We start from the raw sequence: 17,940 nt of genomic DNA, 5'->3' as shown, positions 1-17,940 counted from the left end.
CCCGGCCCGCACGTCAGGGCTTCCACCCGCCCGACCGGCATGCGAGCCCCCACCCTCACGCCCCCCTCACGTCCCCTCACACCCCCTCTCACGTCTCCTCCCAGTAGCGCGGGTGGATCAGCGTGGACGGCACCTGCCCCGGCAGCCGCAGTCCGTCGGCCGCCCTGGCCCCCTCCCGTAGCTCCGCCTCCCCCAGCGAGCGCGGTACGGGTGCTCCGGCGCCCAGCCCCGGCTCCCCCACCGGCCCGGCCGCCGCCAGGACGAAGCCCCAGTCCTCGGGGGGCCGGCCCCCGGCGCCGAGCCGGTCGGGGCTGGCGGTGAAGCCGGAAGGGTGACCGGAGGGGCGGCCCGGGATGCGGTACGGGCGGGTCGCGAGGCCTCCGGCCCGTACCGAGGCCTCCACCGTCCAGAAGGTCCGGGGCCGGGCCTCCGGCGGGCCGGCGTGCACCACGAGGCGGCCACGGGGGGCCAGGGCCTCGGCGATCAGCCCGTAGAACTCGGCGGAGTACAGCTTCGTACTGGCCGTGATACCCGGGTCCGGCAGGTCGGAGACGACCACGTCGTAGCGGTGGTGGTCGGCCCGCAGCCAGGTGAAGGCGTCCGCGCCGACGGCGGTGAGGCGCGGGTCGCGGTAGGCGTGGCCGTTGAGCTCGGAGAGGGCGGGGTCGGTGCGGGCCAGGCGGGTGACGGCGGGGTCGATCTCGACGAGGGTGACCGAGCGGACGTCCCCGTAGCGGAGGACCTCGCGGGCGGCGAGCCCGTCGCCGCCGCCCAGGATGAGGACCCGGGCGCGGGGCCCGTTCATCGCGGGGTGGACCAGCGCCTCGTGGTAGCGGTGCTCGTCGCGGGCGCTGACCCGGAGCCGGCCGTCCAGGTAGAGGCCGAGGGAGTCGCGGTCGGTCCCGGTGAGGACGACCTCCTGCACCCCGGTCTGCACGGCGACCCGCACCTGGTCCCCGTAGACCGCCCGCCGCGCCGCCTGCTCGAAGTCGTCGACCAGGAACGTGGCGGTGGCGAGGACGGCGATCACCGAGACGTTGACCACGACGAGAAGCCGGCGGGAGCCGGGGGTGAGGTCGCGCCGGAACACCCACAGGACCAGCGCCCCGCCCGCCACCGCGTTGACCGCGCCCGTCAGGAGCGCCCCGGTGAGCTGCCCCAGCATCGGCAGCAGCAGGAAGGGAAAGGCCAGCCCGCCGACGAGCGCTCCCACGTAGTCGGCGGCGAAGAGGTCGGCCACCGCCCCGCCCGCGTCCTGCCGGTCGACGCGCTGGATCAGCGTCATCAGCAGCGGAATCTCCGCCCCGATCAGCACCCCGATCGCCAGCGAGAACCCGACCAGCGCGTACTGCGACTCACCGAGCCAGGCGAACGAGGCGTACAGCACGAGCGCCGAGGAGCCGCCGATCAGCGCGAGGGCCGCTTCGATCAGCCCGAACCCGACGGCGGCGTGGCAGCGTAAACGTTTCGCGAGGAGGGAGCCGACGCCCATCGCGAAGACCATCACGGAGAGCACGACGGAGGCCTGGGTGACCGAGTCACCGATCAAGTAGGAGGCGAGCGCGACCAGTTCCAGCTCGTAGACGAGACCGCAGGCCGCGCAGACGAAGACGGCGGCCAGCACGAGGAACCGGCCGGTCCTCGGCCGTACGGGAAGCCGCGCCGCGCCCCCTCGCAGCGACACCTGCTGGTCGATCATGCTGCGAACGCTACGTCACTGCCCGGTCGCCGCTTGTCACCCACAAGGGTGCAAGTGGAGCGGCAGGGGGAACGGCCGGGGAACCCGCCCCCCGGCCGTACCCCCTGTCGCGCGGACAGCGGGAATCAGACCGCGGGCGCCGGAATGCGCACCCCCACCCGGGTCCGGGTGACCACCAACTGCCCTTCCTGCGGGTACGCGTGCCAGGTGCGCCACCGCACCTGGCCCTCGATGCGCTGGGCGAGCATCGCCGTGAAGGCGTACGGGCTGCCGGGGAAGGTGCCCGCCAGGCCGTGCGGGTGGTCGCTCACGAGCGCGAGCAGCTCCTGCGCCCGCCCGGCGAACTGGCCCTGCGTCAGGGTCTCGACGCGGGCGGCGAATTCGTACTCCCAGTCGCCGAGCCGCTTGGCGACACCGAGAGGGAGCGGGGTGCTGCTGCCCGGCATACAGGCAACGGTCTCGGAGCAGACCCCGCGGTCCTCCTGGAGGAGGACCTGATGGGAGGCGCCGAGGAGCCTCAACTGGAGTTCGGCACCGCCGAGCTGGAGGTCGAGGACGGCGAGGGCGGGGAGCGGCTCCCGGCCCAGGGTCCAGGCCAGGTCGGCGGCGCGGGTATCGGAATAGGCCGTCTGGAGGGTGGTGAGCATGGGTCGGCTCCGCAAACACACATGGACACATGGACAGCGGGCGCCCCTGGGCATGCGCGTGGGAGGAGGGGAGCGCCCGATCTGGTCCAACTGGGGTCCGAGGGCTGAATATTCTCTTCAACGAGGGAATCACGAAGTACGCCGCACTCGCAGCGTTTTTACCCAACTTGACGTGGTTTCCATCCCCCCGGGGGCAGCCCGGTTCAACTGTTCAGCCACTTTCCTCTGCGTGGCTCAACGACAGGGCGCCCGAAGGGAGTTCACCCCTCCGGGCGCCCGGCCCTGAGTCACTGTCGGTGACGGTGACGGCCTCCCGGCCTCGTTGAGTTCAGCTGCCCCCGCCGCAGCCGCCCCCGCCACCACCGCAGGACGATCCGCCGCCGCACGAGTGGCCGGAGGAGGAGCTGCAGGACGAGCCACCGGAGCCGCCCACCCACCAGCCACCGCCGCCCGCCGCCGCACCGCCCCCGGCGGACCTCCGCCGGGCACGCGCCGCGTGCGGTCCCTTCCTGACCCTGGTCACCCGCGCCAGGACCGTCATCAGCACGAAGAGAATCCCCACACCGACCAGCACCGTGATGAAGACCGTCATGCCCCTCACCCGCCTTTCTCTCCCCCGAAGCGCGGTTCCCCCGTCGCTTCCCGGTTTCCCTTGTCTGCGCTCTGTTCCTTCTCTGTTCCTTCGTGACAGGGGGATCCCCACGGCGCGGGCGGGCCAAAGCAGACTTGAGCAACTCCAGAGCTTGGGCACAGGATGGCGCCCATGACACAGGGACGACCGCTGCTCAACCGCCGCCTCGCCGGCTTCGGCACGACGATCTTCGCCGAGATGTCCGCGCTGGCCGCGCGGACCGGCTCGATCAACCTCGGCCAGGGCTTCCCCGACACCGACGGCCCCGAGGAGATCCGGGAGGCGGCGGTCCGGGCGCTGCGCGCCGGGCACGGCAACCAGTACCCGCCGGGCCCCGGCATCCCGGAGCTGCGTACCGCCGTGGCCGACCACCAGAAGCGGTTCTACGGCCTGACCTGGTCCCCCGACACCGAGGTCCTGGTCACCGCCGGGGCCACCGAGGCGATCGCCGCCTCGCTGCTGGCGCTGGTGGAGCCGGGCGACGAGGTCATCGCGTTCGAGCCGTACTACGACTCGTACGCCGCGTGCATCGCCATGGCGGGCGGCGTCCGCGTCCCGCTCACGCTGCGCGCCCCCGCCTTCCGCCCGGACCTGGACGAGCTGCGCGCCAAGATCACCCCGCGCACCCGCCTCCTGCTCCTCAACTCGCCGCACAACCCGACCGGCACGGTCCTCACCCCCGAGGAGCTGAGCGGTATCGCGGCCCTGGCGGTCGAGCACGACCTGCTGGTGGTCACCGACGAGGTGTACGAGCACCTCGTGTTCGAGGGCTCCCACCACCCGATCGCCGCCCTGCCCGGGATGCGCGAGCGGACGGTCTCCATCTCCTCGGCCGGCAAGACGTACTCGTACACCGGCTGGAAGATCGGCTGGGTGACGGGCGACGCGCCCCTGGTGACGGCGGTGCGCTCGGCGAAGCAGTACCTCACCTTCGTGAGCGGGGGCCCGTTCCAGTACGCGATCGCGGAGGCGCTCCAGCTGCCCGACGCGTTCTTCACGGAGTTCCGCGCGTCCATGCACCGCAAGCGCGATCTGCTGGCGGAGGGGCTGCGGAGCGCGGGCTTCCGGGTCTACGAGCCGGCGGGGACGTACTTCGTCACCACCGACATCTCCCCGTTCGGCGAGGAGGACGCGTACGCCTTCTGCCGGGCGCTCCCGGAGCGCTGCGGGGTGGCCGCCGTCCCGGTCTCGGTCTTCTACGACGATCCGGAGGCGGGCCGCAGCCAGGTCCGGTTCACCTTCTGCAAGCGCGAGGACGTGCTGGAGGAGGCGGTGGAGCGGCTGCGGCGGCTCGGCTGAACCGCCCCCGACGCGGCAGCGGCCCGGGCGGCTGAACACGGAGACGGCCCGGGAGGCGGTCGTGGTGACCGCCTGCCCGGGCCGCTGCCGTGGGTGGACCGGAGGAGGCTAGGCGCCCGCGGACTCCGTGCCCTCGCCGTCGGTCTTCTCCTCGGCCGGGGCGAGGCCCAGGCGCTCCAGGAGCCACTTGTCGAACTCGATCGAGGCGCGCACCCAGCTGACCGTCGAGGAGACGAAGTGCTCCAGGCTGACGCCGGTGCCGATGAGCATCTGCGCCTCACCGATCAGCCGGACGGAGCCCGCCTCGCCCTCCTCGCCCTCGTGGGCGTGGGTGTAGACCTTGGGCCACAGGGTGCGGCGGTTCCAGTCGTCGATGGCGTCCAGGAGGACGGGACGCTGGTCGAGCGCGTGGGGGCGGTCGTAGAACGTGCGGACCGAGAAGACCTGCTGCTCGTCCTCGCCCCGGAACATGAAGTACGTCCGGAACTCTTCCCACGGCGCGGCGAGGTCGCCCTCGTCGTCGACGACGTACTTGAGCTCCATCTGGTCGAGGAGCTGCTTGACGAGGTCCTGGTCAGGGACGACGGGGCCCTCCGGTCCTGCCGCCTGCGGTTCGGGCTGGCCCCCGAAATTAGGAATCGAGGACGGATCGATGCTCACCGTTATTTCCCTTCGTGCGGTTGCGGCCATCCTCTCCCATGGCGGGCGGGGCATGGCAAGCCCGCACGGCCCCTATCCGCCACAAGCTGACACGCGGCGGGTGCGGAGGGGGGCCGTGCGGGTCCGTTCGCACACTCTGTGAAGGCCCGTGTCCGGCTGTTACGAGGCCGGGCCGACGATCAGGCCGTCCTCGGCCCGGTCCACCCGGACGGTGTCGCCGTCCCGGATCTCGCCGGAGAGGATCTCCTTGGCGAGCCGGTCGCCGATCGCCGTCTGGATGAGGCGGCGCAGGGGGCGCGCCCCGTACGCCGGGTCGTTGCCCTCCTCGGCGAGCCAGGCCAGCGCCTCGGGGGTGACGTCGAGGGTGAGCCGCCGGTCGGCGAGCCGGGCCGCGAGGCGGTCGACCTGGAGCTTCGCGATGTGCGCGAGCTCGTCGCCGTCGAGCGCCGAAAAGACCACCAGGTCGTCCAGCCGGTTGATGAACTCCGGCTTGAAGGAGGCCCGCACCACGTCCAGCACCTGCTGCTTCTTGACCTCGGGCTTGACCAGCGGGTCCATCAGGAACTGGCTGCCGAGGTTGGAGGTGAGGATGAGGATGGTGTTGCGGAAGTCGACCGTGCGGCCCTGGCCGTCGGTGAGCCGGCCGTCGTCGAGGACCTGGAGCAGGATGTCGAAGACCTCGGGGTGGGCCTTCTCCACCTCGTCCAGGAGGACGACGCTGTACGGGCGGCGGCGGACGGCCTCGGTGAGCTGGCCGCCCTCCTCGTAGCCGACGTAGCCGGGCGGGGCACCGACGAGGCGGGCGACGCTGTGCTTCTCGCCGTACTCGCTCATGTCGATGCGGATCATGGCCCGCTCGTCGTCGAAGAGGAAGTCCGCGAGCGCCTTGGCCAGCTCGGTCTTGCCGACGCCGGTCGGCCCGAGGAAGAGGAAGGACCCGGTGGGCCGGTCGGGATCGGCGATCCCGGCCCTGGTCCGGCGTACGGCGTCGGAGACGGCCTGCACGGCCTCGGTCTGCCCGATCAGCCGCTTGCCCAGCTCGGACTCCATCCGCAGCAGCTTCTGGGTCTCGCCCTCCAGCAGCCGCCCGGCCGGGATGCCGGTCCAGGCGCCGACGACGTCCGCGATGTCGTCCGACCCGACCTCCTCCTTGACCATGGTGTCCTTGTCCTTGGAGGCTTCCTGCTCGGCCTCGGCGGCCTCCTCCAACTCCCGCTCCAGGCCCGGGATCTCCCCGTACAGCAGCTTGGAGGCGGCGTCGAAGTCGCCGTCGCGCTGGGCGCGTTCGGCCTGGCCGCGCAGCTCGTCGAGCCGCTCCTTCAGCTCACCGACCCGGTTGAGGCCCTGCTTCTCCTTCTCCCAGCGGGCGTTGAGGCCGCGCAGCTCCTCCTCCTTGTCGGCGAGGTCGCGGCGCAGCTTCTCCAGGCGCTGCTTGGAGGCGACGTCGGACTCGTTCTTCAGCGCCAGCTCCTCCATGCGCAACCGGTCGACGGAGCGCTGGAGTTCGTCGATCTCCAAGGGGGAGGAGTCGATCTCCATCCGCAGCCGGGAGGCGGCCTCGTCGACCAGGTCGATGGCCTTGTCGGGGAGGAAGCGGGAGGTGATGTAGCGGTCGGAGAGGGTGGCGGCGGCGACGAGCGCCGAGTCCGCGATCTGGACCTTGTGGTGGGCCTCGTAACGGCCCTTTAGACCGCGGAGGATCGCGATGGTGTCCTCGACGGACGGCTCGGCGACCAGCACCTGCTGGAAGCGCCGCTCCAGGGCGGGGTCCTTCTCGATGCGCTCGCGGTACTCGTCGAGCGTGGTCGCGCCGACCATGCGCAGCTCACCGCGAGCCAGCATCGGCTTGAGCATGTTGCCCGCGTCCATGGCGGAGTCGCCGCCCGCGCCGGCGCCGACGACGGTGTGCAGCTCGTCGATGAAGGTGATGATCTGGCCGTCGCTCTCCTTGATCTCGGAGAGGACGGTCTTGAGGCGCTCCTCGAACTCGCCGCGGTACTTCGCGCCCGCGACCATCGCGCCGAGGTCCAGCGAGACCAGCCGCTTGTTCTTCAGGCTCTCGGGGACGTCGCCCTTGACGATGCGCTGGGCGAGCCCCTCGACGACGGCGGTCTTGCCGACGCCGGGCTCACCGATGAGCACCGGGTTGTTCTTCGTGCGCCGGGACAGCACCTGCACGACGCGGCGGATCTCCTGGTCGCGGCCGATGACCGGGTCGAGCTTGCCCTCGCGCGCGGCGGCCGTGAAGTCGGTGCCGAACTTCTCCAGGGCCTTGTACTGGCCCTCCGGGTCGGGTGTGGTCACGCGACGCCCTCCCCTGCTCGTCTCGAATGCGGCCAGCAGCTTCTTCGCACCGGCCCCCTGCCCGTCGAGGATCTCACCGGCCCGCCCGCCCTTCGCGGCGATCCCGATCAGCAGGTGCTCGGTGGAGAGGTACTCGTCGCCCAGCTCCTTCGCCCGCTGCGCCGCGTCCTGGATGACGGCCAGCAGCTCACGGTTGGGCTGCGGCGGGGCCACGGTGGAGCCGGTGACGCTGGGCAGGGCCCCGAGCAGCCGCTCGGTCTCCCCCCGTACGACGGCCTGGTCGGCCTCGACGGCGGCGAGCAGGTCGGTGATGTTCTCGTTGTCCTCGCCGCTCAGCAGCGCGAGGAGCAGGTGTGCGGGGGTGAGATCGGGGTGCCCGTCCTTCACGGCCCTGTCGGTGGCCGCGTTGATGGCGTCCCGGCTCTTGTTGGTCAGCTCGGCGTCCACGTGTGCTTACTCCTCCTCGCAGCTGGAACTGGTCCCTTGCTCGTCCCTTGACGGGAACAACGTGCACAAAGTTGAGTCTATTCCACTCAAGGCAAGAGTACGGCACCTGAGCCCTGCCCGTCCCGAGTGAACCGGCTGCCGGGGCCACCTGCCACCGCACCGGCACAGCCCCGCGCCTACGCTTCACCCATGGCAGACGTACGGAACCCCACCCCCGGCTACCTCGCGTTCTGGCGCGAGCGGCACGTGTGCACCCTGACGACGCTCCGCCCCGACGGCACACCGCACGTGGTGCCGGTGGGCGTGACGTACGACCCGGAGGCCGGGGTGGCACGCGTGATCACCGGCAAGGGCACCCGCAAGGTCGCCAACATCCTGGCCGCGGGCCCGGAGGGGGCACGGGTCGCCGTCTGCCAGATGCACAAGGCCCGCTGGGCGACGCTGGAGGGCGTCGCGACCGTCCGGAGCGAGCCGGAGGCCGTCGCGGACGCGGAGAGCCGTTACGCGGAGCGCTACGAGCGCACGCCGAGGGTCAACCCGGAGCGCATCGTCATCGAGATCGCCGTCGACCGGGCACTCGGAAACGCCTGAGGCCCCCGGGCCGACCGCGAGGCCCCGGCCGGCCGTGAGGCCCCCGAACCGGAACAGCACAACGGCGCCACCGTGTTCAGGTCACGGTGGCGCCGCTGTGTGGGGGAAGCGCCTGGAGCGACAGGTGACGACGGGGGAATCGCTCAGGCGCTGCGGGGGGTGGCGGAAAGGGGTTCTGACGCGATCAGCTCATGGTCCCGCTGATCGAGGTTCACAAAGATCATCCCGTACCTGACGGCGCAGCGGACGGGCTGCGGCGCGCCACGGGGGCGGCGGAGACAGCGGTAGGCGCGGACGTCCTCGTCCTCTTCCATCACGACGACGATCGGCTCTCCGAACAGGGTGACCATCAACGAGTCGCCACGGCGGGGGAGGGCCGTGAGCAGATCGATGAAATGCCACCCTGAGCGATAGGCGGTTGCCATCTCGCGCCGGAAGGTGCGGTCGTCCGGCGGCGTGGTCATGCGACCGTGTCGGCCGGGGCGGACCAGCTGATCTCGCCGGGCGCCGACGTCTTCGGGGTCAGCCAGCTGATCTCGTCGGCAGCGGCCGCCTGCACGGACCAGCTGATCTCGCCACCGGATACCGAGCTGCCGGCGAACCAGCTGATCTCGTCGGCACGAGGTGCCGCCGAATTGCTCATCGCGCCGCCTGCCACGCCAAAGCCCAGGGCCGCGACGAAAGCGGCGGCAAGCACCGAGCGAAGCATTCGCTTATCCATAGTCGGCTTCGTCCTCACTTGTGGATTCCTCTTCCCCGCATCCACGACGATGTCTCAACCGGGTAGGGGAACGCCACTGGGACGATGCATCATGTTCCTGCATGTTCAGGAACCTGGGGGGTGTAGATATGGCCACAAGAGAGACAAAGTCGACACATCCTCACGGCGTCACGGAACTGTGTGACGCCGGAAAGCGGCTTTACGCCAGCGCGCTACGATCCGGACGAATCTCTCGTTCAGAGGTTGAGCCCGCCCCCTGCTTGATGGATTTCGCGCTCCTGCACCCCGATCCGGACGACACCGCGTGGCTCCGGCCCATCGCCCCGTCCGCGGCTCTGGCTCAGCGCCTGCACCCGATCGAGCGGGAGATCCAGGAACGCAGACGGCGCTCCGTGGAGTTGGCGGACTCCTTCGAGCCGTTCATGGACATCAGCGCCCAGGATCCTCCCACCACCCACGCCATCACGGTCCTGGAAGGGGGGCACCGGATCAATGCCGCCCTCGATCTCGCCACCGCCGAGTGCCGCACCGAGGTCCTCACCGTCCAGCCCGGTGGCGACCGCGGCGAGGACCGCCTCAGCGAGGGCCTCGAACGCGCACTGTCCGTGGTGGATCGCGGCGTCGCCATGCGCACTCTCTACCAGCACACGGTGCGGCACAGCCAGGGCACGCTCGCCTACGCGGCCCGCCTGGCCGAGAGCAAGGTGGAGATCCGCACACTCGAAGAGCTCATCGAGCGATTGATAGTCTTCGACCGGACTGTTGCCTTCATACCCGCGCGCAACGACGACCAAGTCGCCCTGGAGCTCCGCCATCCCGGACTGATCGACTACCTGGTCAAGGTCTTCGAGCAGCTCTGGAGCCGTGCGTCGCCCCTTCTCGGTGAGCTTCAGTACGACCCACCTCCCAAGGGCATCAGCGGTGTTCAGCGGTCCATCGCGCAACTGCTGGTGGAAGGCCACGTGGACGACTCGATCGCCCGGCGCCTCGGTATGAACGTACGCACCTGCCGCGCCCATGTCGCCAAGCTCTCCGCCACCCTCGGCAGCACCAGCCGGGCACAACTCGGCTATCTGATCGCGCGGTCAGGAATCCTGGAATCGGACTCCTGACCGCGCGAGCGATCCCCCCGTGGGAACCCGGGCGTGACTGCGCAATGGGGGAGAGCACAGCCGACGCCCAGGTCGTGCCGGGGAAGTTCCCGGCCTCCCCGACAGGTCCACACTCCCCTCAGAACCACACGGGCACCACCGTCAACTTGTTGCACTGCATAAAGCAGGGGGATCCCAAATGGCGAGCAGTGAAGGCAGATTAGGACATACCCCACATCAGAACGGCGTGCTGTGCGCTCCGGCGCTGCGGCTGTACGAGAAGGCCCTGCGCTCCGGGCGGATAGCCCGCGCCGAGATCGGCGACGCCCCGTGCCTCACCGAACTGGCCCTGCTGCATCCCGACCCGTGGGACGACACCTGGATGCGGCCCGTGCCACCGTCAGCCGCTCTGGCCAACCTCCTGCAGCCGGTCTCCCGGGAGATAGACGAGCGCCTGCGCCTCGCGACCGCGCTGAGCCGGTCCCTGTACCCGCTCACCGCCGTCGCCCACGACGACCCCAACCTCGCCATCACCGTGCTGGAGGGGGTTCCGGCCATCCAGGCGTCCATCAACGAGGCCACCGCCACCGCCACGGACGAGATCCTCACGGCCCAGCCCGGCAGCGACCGGCCGGCCAGCACCCTGCGGGAGGGGCTGGCCAACGCCAACACCGCCATCCGGCGGGGGGCCAGGATCCGCCACATCTACCAGCATCCGGCCCGCTACAGCGGCTCCATCAGGGACTACCTCTCCCAGGTCCCGGCCCAGCATCTGCACGTACGCACCACCGAGCTGACCGTCGAACGGCTGATCATCATCGACCGGACGGTGGCCTACATCCCCGCCTCCGCCGACCGCAGCACCGCGCTGCGGATCAGCCATCCGGCCCTGGTCTCCTACCTGATCCAGGTGTACGAGGTCCTCTGGGCCCAGGCCGTACCGCTGGCCGAGAACTACCAGGCGACCGCACCCGGCGCCCCGGTCACCGCGGTCCAGCTCAGCATCGCCCGCCTCCTCGCCGAAGGCCACGTGGACGACGTGGTGGCCCGCAAGATGGGCATCAGCGTCCGCACCTGCCGCTCCCACATCGCCAAGCTCATGCAGACCTTGGGCGCCACCAGCCGCACCCACCTCGGCGCACTGCTCGTCGAGTCGGGCATCGTCGAAGCGACCGCCGCCGAGCAGCCGCCCCGGACGACACCGGCACGTCCGGACGACACGAACTAGCCTCGTTCGAGGGGCATACCGAAACCCGCGGGGGGGCCGAGGCATGTGCACGACGACGGAGAACGCGGACGGACCGGGAACCGCCCACGGCCTCTGCGAGCCCGCCATGAGCCTCTACGCGACGGCTCTGCGCGAAGGCCGCCTGCCCCGGACGGAGCTCGCCGAAGCGCCCTGCCTCCTCCAGCGGGGCCTGGTCCACCCGGACCCGGACGACGAGCGGTGGGCACGCCCCGTACCGGCGTCGGCCGCGCTCACGCGCCTGCTCAGGCCCCTCGCCCAGGAGGTCTTCGAGCGCCTCGACACCACGGCCACGCTCGTCAACGCCCTCCTGCCGCTGACCTCGGTCGCCGGTCGCGAGCCGCACCCCGAGATCACCGTCGTCAGCGGAAAACCGGCGATCCAGGAATCCCTCGAAGAGGCCGGCCGCAGAACCCGGGAACACATCCTGACCCTCCACCCGGGCAGCAAGCGCCCCGCCGAACTCCTCGAACGCGCCCGGAAGAACGCGTTGCCGCCCCTTCAGCGCGGTGTGTCCGTGCGCCACATCTACCAGCACTCCGCCCGCTACAGCCCGCCCCTGAACCACTACGTGGACCGGCTGCCGTACGAGGGACTCCAGATCCGCACCATGGAGCAGACGCCCGAGCGGCTCTTCATCTTCGACCGGGTCGCGTACATCCCCACCACATCCCAGCGGGACGTGGCCCTCCGCATCACGCACCCCGCCCTCGTCCGCTACCTCATCCACGTCTACGACGTCCTCTGGGCCAGAGCCACCCCCTTCGGCGAACCGCTCCGGACCGCCGGGCCCGACGCCCCGGTCACCGCCGTCCAGCAGAGCATCGCCCGCCTCCTCACCGAAGGCCACGTCGACGAGGTCGTCGCCCGCAGGATGGGCATCAGCGTCCGCACCTGCCGCTCCCACATCGCCAAGCTCATGCAGACCCTCGGCGCCACCAGTCGCACCCACCTCGGCGCCCTCCTCGTACGGTCCGGCATCGCCGGAGCCGGCCGCGGCGACGCCTGACAACGCGCGGCGGGGCCGGGAAGGCGTCATGAACGCTCTCCCGGCCCCACCGCACACAGGCGTGTTCCTACTCCGCCCCCGGCCGCTTCGGCTTCGGCCGCCAGACCACCAGCGCGCTGGTCTGCTGCACGTCCTGGTACGGCACGAGGTCGCGGCGGTACGAGGCGTGCACCTGGGCCTCGCGCTGCTGCATGGCGACCGCCGCGCCGTCCACCGCCGCCGAGAGCTCGGCGACGCGCTGCTGGAGCGCGGTCACCTGGTTCTCCAGCTCGATGATGCGCTTGATGCCCGCCAGGTTGATGCCCTCGTCCTGCGACAACTGCTGCACGGTGCGCAGCAGCTCGATGTCGCGGGCCGAGTAACGGCGGCCGCGGCCGGCCGTACGGTCGGGGGAGACCAGGCCGAGACGGTCGTACTGGCGCAGCGTCTGCGGGTGCAGGCCCGAGAGCTGGGCCGCGATCGAGATCACGTACACCGGTGATTCATCGGTCAGCTGGTACGGATTGCGTCGACGGCCGTCCATCTCAAGCTCCCTTCGCGGCCTGGAACAGTTCTGCCCGCGGGTCCTCGTCCGCGGTCGCCTTGCGGTAGGCCTCCAGCGCGTCCCTGGCCTCCTGGCCGAGGTCCGTGGGGACCGCCACCTCCACGGTGACCAGCAGGTCGCCGCGGGTGCCGTCCTTGCGGACCGCGCCCTTGCCCCGGGCGCGCATCGTACGCCCGTTCGGGGTGCCGGGGGGCAGTTTCAGGGTGACCGGGGGTCCGCCGAGTGTGGGGACCTTCACCTCGCCGCCGAGCGTCGCCTCCGGGAAGGTGACAGGCACGGTGACCGTGAGGTTGTCGCCCTTGCGGCCGAAGACCGGGTGGGCGCCGACGTGGACGACGACGTACAGATCGCCGGCCGGTCCGCCGCGCTCGCCCGGGCCGCCCTTGCCGCGCAGCCGGATCCGCTGGCCGTCGGAGACGCCCGCCGGGATCCTGACCTGCATGGTGCGGGCCGACTTCGCCCGGCCGCTGCCGTGGCAGACGTCGCAGGGGTCCTGGGCGATGAGGCCCCGGCCCTTGCAGTCCACGCACGGGTCGGTGAGGGAGAAGCCGCCGCCGGTGCCGCGCGAGACCTGGCCGGTGCCGACGCAGGTCGGGCAGACCCTGGGGGTGCCGTTCTTGTCGCCGGTGCCGGAACACGCCTTGCAGGGCGCCTGGCTGGACATCCGCAGCGGGACCGTGGCCCCGTCGACCGCCTCGGTGAAGCTGAGCGTCACCTCGGACTCGATGTCCTGGCCGCGCCGCGGCTGGACCCGGGTGCCGGTACCGCCGCGGTTGAACAGCCCGCCGAAGACGTCGCCGAGACCGCCCCCGCCGCCGCCGAAACCGCCGCCCGCACCACCCTGGCCGCCGCCCGGGGCGCCGCCGCCGAAGAGGTCGCCCAGGTCGAAGTTGAAGTTGCCGCCCGCACCACCGGGGCCGGCGCGGAAGCCACCGTTGCCGAAGAGGGCGCGCGCCTCGTCGTACTCCTTGCGCCGCTTGGTGTCACCGAGGACGTCGTTCGCCTCGGAGATCTCCTTGAACCGCTCCTCAGCCTTGGCGTCACCCTTGTTGGCGTCGGGGTGGAACTCGCGGGCGAGCTTGCGGTACGCCTTCTTGATCTCGGCGTCGGTGGCGTCCTTGGGGACGCCGAGGACCTTGTAGTAGTCCTTCTCGACGAAGTCCTTCGTGCTCATCGACGTCCCTCCTTCCGGACGATCGGCGCGGCGGCCGGCCCGTGGGCCGGCCGCCGGACCGGTCGGTGTGCACCCTGGTGGTCAGACGTGGTGTCGTCAGACCTCCTCGGTGCCACCGCTCTCCTCGTCGTCTGTCTTCTCTTCCTTGGCCGCCGCGGGCGTGGCGCCCGGCTGCGGCTCGGCGACGGCCACCCGCGCGGGGCGGATGGTGCGCTCGCCGATGCGATACCCCGGCTGGAGGATCGCCACGCAGGTCGTCTCGGTGACGTCCGGCGCGTAGCTGTGCATCAGGGCCTCGTGGATCGTCGGGTCGAAGGGCTCGCCCTCCTTGCCGAACTGCTGGAGGCCCAGCTTCGCGACGACCGTCTCCAGCGATTCGGCGACCGACTTGAAGCCGCCCACCAGCTCGCCGTGCTCCCTGGCGCGGCCGACGTCGTCGAGCACGGGCAGGAGCTCGGACAGGAGGTTCGCGACGGCGATCTCCTTGACCGTGACCCGGTCCCGCTCCACGCGGCGGCGGTAGTTCTGGTACTCGGCCTGGAGCCGCTGGAGGTCCGCGGTGCGCTCGGCGAGCGCCGTACGGACCTGGTCCAGCTGAGCGGTCAGGCCGGCGGTCTGGTCGGTGTCCCCGGCCGGGGCCGCCGCCTCCTCCTCGGAGGGTGCGGCAGCCTTCGGCTCGGCGTCATCAGGGGTGGCGCCGGAGGGGACGTCGGGCTTCTCGTCGAAGCCCGGAGTCTCCTCGGTCACGCCGCACCGCCCTTGGTGTCCTTCTCGTCGTCCACGATCTCGGCGTCGACGACATCGTCATCGGCCTTGCCCTGGGCGTCGCCCGGAGCCTCGGCGCCCGGCGTAGCACCCTCGGCCTGGGCGTTGGCGTACATCGCCTGGCCCAGCTTCTGGGAGACGGCGGCGACCTTCTCGGTGGCCGTACGGATCTCGGCGGTGTCCTCGCCCTTGAGCTTCTCCTTCAGCTCGCCGACAGCGGTCTCTACCTCCGTCTTGACGTCCGCAGGGACCTTGTCCTCGTTGTCCTTGAGGAACTTCTCCGTCTGGTAGACGAGCTGCTCGCCCTGGTTGCGCGACTCGGCGGCCTCGCGGCGGGCGTGGTCCTCCTCCGCGTACTTCTCGGCCTCTTCGCGCATCCGGTTGACCTCGTCCTTCGGCAGCGAGGAGCCGCCGGTGACGGTCATCTTCTGCTCCTTGCCGGTGCCGAGGTCCTTGGCGGCGACGTGCATGATGCCGTTGGCGTCGATGTCGAAGGCGACCTCGATCTGCGGCACACCGCGCGGGGCCGGCGGCAGACCGGTCAGCTCGAACATCCCGAGCTTCTTGTTGTACGCCGCGATCTCGCGCTCGCCCTGGTAGACCTGGATCTGCACGGACGGCTGGTTGTCCTCGGCCGTCGTGAAGATCTCGGAACGCTTGGTCGGGATCGTGGTGTTGCGCTCGATGAGCTTGGTCATGATCCCTCCCTTGGTCTCGATACCGAGGGACAGCGGGGTGACGTCGAGGAGCAGGACGTCCTTGACCTCGCCCTTGAGGACACCGGCCTGGAGCGAGGCGCCGATGGCGACGACCTCGTCCGGGTTCACACCCTTGTTGGCGTCCTGGCCACCGGTCAGCTCCTTGACGAGCTCGGCGACGGCCGGCATACGGGTGGAGCCACCGACGAGAACGACGTGGTCGATCTCGGAGAGCTGGATGCCCGCGTCCTTGATGACGTTGTGGAACGGGGTCTTGCAGCGGTCCAGGAGGTCCGAGGTCAGCTGCTGGAACTGCGAGCGCGTGAGCTTCTCGTCCAGGTGCAGCGGGCCCTCGGCGGACGCCGTGATGTAGGGCAGGTTGATCGTGGTCTCGGTCGAGGACGAGAGCTCAATCTTCGCCTTCTCCGCGGCCTCGCGGAGACGCTGGAGAGCCATCTTGTCCTTGGACAGGTCCACGCCGTGCCCGTTGGCGAACTGCTTCACCAGGTAGTCGACGACGCGCTGGTCCCAGTCGTCACCACCGAGGTGGTTGTCACCGTTGGTGGCCTTCACCTCGACGACGCCGTCACCGATCTCCAGGAGCGACACGTCGAAGGTGCCGCCACCGAGGTCGAAGACGAGGATCGTCTGGTCGTCCTTGTCCAGGCCGTACGCCAGGGCGGCGGCGGTCGGCTCGTTGACGATACGCAGGACGTTGAGGCCCGCGATCTCACCGGCCTCCTTGGTCGCCTGACGCTCGGAGTCGTTGAAGTACGCCGGGACGGTGATGACCGCGTCGGCCACCTTCTCGCCCAGGTAGGACTCGGCGTCGCGCTTCAGCTTCTGCAGGATGAAGGCGCTCATCTGCTGCGGGTTGAAGCCCTTGCCGTCGATCTCGATCTTCCAGTCAGTGCCCATGTGGCGCTTGACGGAGCGGATGGTCCTGTCGACGTTGGTGACCGCCTGACGCTTGGCCACCTCGCCGACCAGCACCTCGCCGTTCTTGGCGAAGGCGACGACGGACGGCGTGGTCCTGGCGCCTTCGGCGTTGGTGATGACGGTGGGCTCGCCGCCTTCGAGAACGCTGACGACGGAGTTAGTCGTGCCCAGGTCGATGCCGACCGCACGTGCCATTTCAATTCCTCCAACTGACTACTTGAGTGGATCTGACTCAAGGATGCATGACACCGGCCCCGGAGTCAACAGACCTGAGTCGAGCCGACTCAACTTAGGTGCCGATACACGTCGCCATCGCGCCGTTGCCCCGACCCACCATCCCACCGTGGGATCGTTCTGTCACAAAATGCCGCGAGACGGTCACAACCGTCATCGATCGGCTGGTACAGGCACACGATCAGGCGCTCCACCAGGCACACCACCAGGCACTCCATCGGACTCCGAACCCCGGGCGGGCGCGATGCGGAACGCGAGACAGCGGCGCGTGCGGCAGAAGAACCAGAGGAAGAAGCAACGGCAGAGGCAGCAGGAACAGCAGGACCGGCAGGACCAGCAGGGGCAGCAAGGGCAGCAGGACCGGCAGGGCCAACAGGAACAGCGAAGGCAGCACGCCCGGCAGCAGCCCCGGCCCGAAGCCGTGGCCGGACCCCGGACGCCCCCGCCACCCACGCCCCCTCCCCCACCCCCGTACGCCACCGAGCCCCCCGCCCCCCGGAAGCACTCGGACCCCACCGGCACCGCCCGGGGCCACTTCCCCTCCCGCCCCGCCGCACACCTCGCCGGCCTCAGCGACCGGGCCGGCCACCTCGCGGCCCGCCTCGCCCCCCGCGCCTCGGCCGAACGGGTGCTGGACCTGACCCTCGGCACCGCCCTCCTGATCGCGGCCGCCCCCGCCATCGCCCTCGGGGCCCTGGCGCTCACCCTCCGGCGGGGCCCCGGCAACGTGTGGGAGCGCAGCCCCCGTACGGGCCTCGGCGGCCAGGTCTTCACGCTGCGCACCCTGCGCACCCGCCGGCTCCGGCTCGACCTGCTCTCCCGGCTCCCCCAGGTCGTCCGGGGCGAGCTCTCCCTCGTAGGACCGGCCCCGCTGGCACCGGGCGACCCGCGCGCGGCATGGCCGGGGGCGCGGCAGTGGCGGCAGGAGCTGCGGCCGGGACTGACCGGGCTGGCCCAGGTGCGCGCCCGCTCCGGCATGCCGTGGGACGACCCCGCCCTGCTGGACCAGCACTACGCAGAGCACCATGGAGTGGTGCTCGACCTGGCGATCCTGGCGGAAGCCGTACGCACCCCCCTGCGGACGGCGCTCGGAAAAGCACGGTCAACCAAGGCACACCTGAGCGACACAGATCACCGCTCGCCCGGCTACAGCGGGGTGGAATAAGTGGATAGTGTCAGCACAGACTGATTAAGTTACTGCTTAGTAGTAGTGGGCAGTAGTCAACTGGATCCCGCTCTCG

At 70.6% G+C, this 17,940-nt stretch carries 17 protein-coding genes; 6 read left to right on the top strand and 11 right to left on the bottom strand.

Translation table 11 applies throughout. The features are described 5' to 3' along the window. Positions 1–88: 88 nt before the first annotated feature. From R2B67_RS19240 to R2B67_RS19230, 3 genes are all read right to left on the bottom strand, one after another. Positions 89–1,699 carry a polyamine aminopropyltransferase gene (locus R2B67_RS19240; RefSeq protein ID WP_317819770.1) on the bottom strand — a complete coding sequence of 537 codons (1,611 nt, stop codon included), beginning with the start codon at positions 1,697–1,699 and terminating at the stop codon, positions 89–91. Between the two features lie 125 nt (positions 1,700–1,824). Beyond that, positions 1,825–2,346 (bottom strand): DUF2617 family protein, encoded by a 522-nt coding sequence (locus tag R2B67_RS19235; RefSeq protein WP_018514119.1) that lies wholly within the window; start codon positions 2,344–2,346, stop codon positions 1,825–1,827. A gap of 328 nt (positions 2,347–2,674) precedes the next feature. Next, positions 2,675–2,938, bottom strand: a complete 264-nt coding sequence (locus R2B67_RS19230; protein ID WP_317819769.1) for a hypothetical protein — start codon at positions 2,936–2,938, stop codon at positions 2,675–2,677. Between the two features lie 171 nt (positions 2,939–3,109). On the opposite strand from R2B67_RS19230, the gene R2B67_RS19225 reads away from it, so the two are divergent. Next, complete coding sequence (locus R2B67_RS19225) at positions 3,110–4,276, top strand: pyridoxal phosphate-dependent aminotransferase (protein WP_317819768.1); 1,167 nt, start codon at positions 3,110–3,112, stop codon at positions 4,274–4,276. Positions 4,277–4,384: 108 nt separating this feature from the next. On the opposite strand, the gene R2B67_RS19220 is transcribed toward R2B67_RS19225, so the two are convergent. Together R2B67_RS19220 and clpB are read right to left on the bottom strand one after the other, a co-directional pair. Beyond that, positions 4,385–4,936, bottom strand: a complete 552-nt coding sequence (locus R2B67_RS19220) for a type III secretion system chaperone family protein (RefSeq protein WP_018514113.1) — start codon at positions 4,934–4,936, stop codon at positions 4,385–4,387. A 159-nt stretch (positions 4,937–5,095) separates the two neighbouring features. Beyond that, a complete protein-coding gene (gene clpB, locus R2B67_RS19215; protein WP_317819767.1) occupies positions 5,096–7,687 on the bottom strand; it encodes an ATP-dependent chaperone ClpB in 2,592 nt (863 codons plus the stop codon). Positions 7,688–7,876: 189 nt separating this feature from the next. On the opposite strand from clpB, the gene R2B67_RS19210 reads away from it, so the two are divergent. Continuing rightward, entirely contained in the window at positions 7,877–8,278 is a 402-nt protein-coding gene (locus R2B67_RS19210; protein WP_018514111.1) for a pyridoxamine 5'-phosphate oxidase family protein, read from the top strand. A 143-nt stretch (positions 8,279–8,421) separates the two neighbouring features. Here the strand turns inward: R2B67_RS19210 and R2B67_RS19205 are convergent, their stop codons facing one another. Then, positions 8,422–8,742 (bottom strand): Rieske (2Fe-2S) protein, encoded by a 321-nt coding sequence (locus tag R2B67_RS19205; protein ID WP_015609572.1) that lies wholly within the window; start codon positions 8,740–8,742, stop codon positions 8,422–8,424. Then, positions 8,739–8,987: a hypothetical protein gene (locus R2B67_RS19200; RefSeq protein ID WP_162602803.1), complete on the bottom strand. Its 249-nt coding sequence runs from the start codon at positions 8,985–8,987 to the stop codon at positions 8,739–8,741. Before R2B67_RS19200 ends, R2B67_RS19205 begins: the two co-directional genes overlap by 4 nt. Positions 8,988–9,100: 113 nt before the next feature. On the opposite strand from R2B67_RS19200, the gene R2B67_RS19195 reads away from it, so the two are divergent. The 3 genes from R2B67_RS19195 (at position 9,101) to R2B67_RS19185 (ending at position 12,345) form a co-directional block, all read left to right on the top strand. Further along, entirely contained in the window at positions 9,101–10,111 is a 1,011-nt protein-coding gene (locus R2B67_RS19195; protein WP_026241843.1) for a hypothetical protein, read from the top strand. A gap of 178 nt (positions 10,112–10,289) precedes the next feature. Further along, entirely contained in the window at positions 10,290–11,318 is a 1,029-nt protein-coding gene (locus R2B67_RS19190) for a helix-turn-helix transcriptional regulator (RefSeq protein WP_317819764.1), read from the top strand. Between the two features lie 43 nt (positions 11,319–11,361). Continuing rightward, positions 11,362–12,345, top strand: a complete 984-nt coding sequence (locus R2B67_RS19185) for a LuxR C-terminal-related transcriptional regulator (RefSeq protein WP_317819763.1) — start codon at positions 11,362–11,364, stop codon at positions 12,343–12,345. 67 nt (positions 12,346–12,412) lie between these two features. Here R2B67_RS19185 and R2B67_RS19180 read toward each other — a convergent pair whose 3' ends face one another. The 4 genes from R2B67_RS19180 to dnaK all read right to left on the bottom strand — a co-directional run bounded on the left by R2B67_RS19180 (position 12,413) and on the right by dnaK (position 16,660). Then, positions 12,413–12,868, bottom strand: a complete 456-nt coding sequence (locus tag R2B67_RS19180; RefSeq protein WP_317819761.1) for a heat shock protein transcriptional repressor HspR — start codon at positions 12,866–12,868, stop codon at positions 12,413–12,415. 1 nt (position 12,869) lies between these two features. Further along, on the bottom strand, positions 12,870–14,063 hold the full coding sequence (gene dnaJ, locus R2B67_RS19175) for a molecular chaperone DnaJ (protein ID WP_018514104.1): 1,194 nt from the start codon (positions 14,061–14,063) through the stop codon (positions 12,870–12,872). A 96-nt stretch (positions 14,064–14,159) separates the two neighbouring features. After that, the gene (gene grpE, locus R2B67_RS19170; RefSeq protein WP_317819760.1) at positions 14,160–14,810 is read right to left on the bottom strand and encodes a nucleotide exchange factor GrpE; all 651 of its coding nucleotides are present in this window, start codon (positions 14,808–14,810) and stop codon (positions 14,160–14,162) included. Beyond that, the gene (gene dnaK / locus R2B67_RS19165) at positions 14,807–16,660 is read right to left on the bottom strand and encodes a molecular chaperone DnaK (RefSeq protein ID WP_030571022.1); all 1,854 of its coding nucleotides are present in this window, start codon (positions 16,658–16,660) and stop codon (positions 14,807–14,809) included. The genes grpE and dnaK overlap by 4 nt, the downstream gene beginning before the upstream one ends. Positions 16,661–17,120: 460 nt before the next feature. Here dnaK and R2B67_RS19160 point away from each other — a divergent pair, with 460 nt between their 5' ends. After that, complete coding sequence (locus tag R2B67_RS19160) at positions 17,121–17,864, top strand: sugar transferase (RefSeq protein ID WP_317824904.1); 744 nt, start codon at positions 17,121–17,123, stop codon at positions 17,862–17,864. Positions 17,865–17,940: the final 76 nt, after the last annotated feature.

This window comes from Streptomyces cyaneofuscatus (assembly GCF_033109485.1).
In the GTDB taxonomy this organism is placed as follows: Bacteria; Actinomycetota; Actinomycetes; order Streptomycetales; family Streptomycetaceae; genus Streptomyces; species Streptomyces cyaneofuscatus.
This window is presented reverse-complemented; position numbering and strand designations above follow the sequence as displayed.

Coding starts and splice junctions, on each gene's coding strand:
- R2B67_RS19210 (WP_018514111.1), top strand. CDS start 7,877: ATGGCAGACGTACGGAACCCCACCCCCGGCTACCTCGCGTTCTGGCGC.
- R2B67_RS19195 (WP_026241843.1), top strand. CDS start 9,101: ATGTTCAGGAACCTGGGGGGTGTAGATATGGCCACAAGAGAGACAAAG.
- R2B67_RS19205 (WP_015609572.1), bottom strand. CDS start 8,742: ATGACCACGCCGCCGGACGACCGCACCTTCCGGCGCGAGATGGCAACC.
- R2B67_RS19235 (WP_018514119.1), bottom strand. CDS start 2,346: ATGCTCACCACCCTCCAGACGGCCTATTCCGATACCCGCGCCGCCGAC.
- R2B67_RS19200 (WP_162602803.1), bottom strand. CDS start 8,987: ATGCTTCGCTCGGTGCTTGCCGCCGCTTTCGTCGCGGCCCTGGGCTTT.
- R2B67_RS19185 (WP_317819763.1), top strand. CDS start 11,362: ATGTGCACGACGACGGAGAACGCGGACGGACCGGGAACCGCCCACGGC.
- R2B67_RS19190 (WP_317819764.1), top strand. CDS start 10,290: ATGGCGAGCAGTGAAGGCAGATTAGGACATACCCCACATCAGAACGGC.
- R2B67_RS19230 (WP_317819769.1), bottom strand. CDS start 2,938: ATGACGGTCTTCATCACGGTGCTGGTCGGTGTGGGGATTCTCTTCGTG.
- R2B67_RS19225 (WP_317819768.1), top strand. CDS start 3,110: ATGACACAGGGACGACCGCTGCTCAACCGCCGCCTCGCCGGCTTCGGC.
- dnaJ (WP_018514104.1), bottom strand. CDS start 14,063: ATGAGCACGAAGGACTTCGTCGAGAAGGACTACTACAAGGTCCTCGGC.
- R2B67_RS19240 (WP_317819770.1), bottom strand. CDS start 1,699: ATGATCGACCAGCAGGTGTCGCTGCGAGGGGGCGCGGCGCGGCTTCCC.
- R2B67_RS19180 (WP_317819761.1), bottom strand. CDS start 12,868: ATGGACGGCCGTCGACGCAATCCGTACCAGCTGACCGATGAATCACCG.
- dnaK (WP_030571022.1), bottom strand. CDS start 16,660: ATGGCACGTGCGGTCGGCATCGACCTGGGCACGACTAACTCCGTCGTC.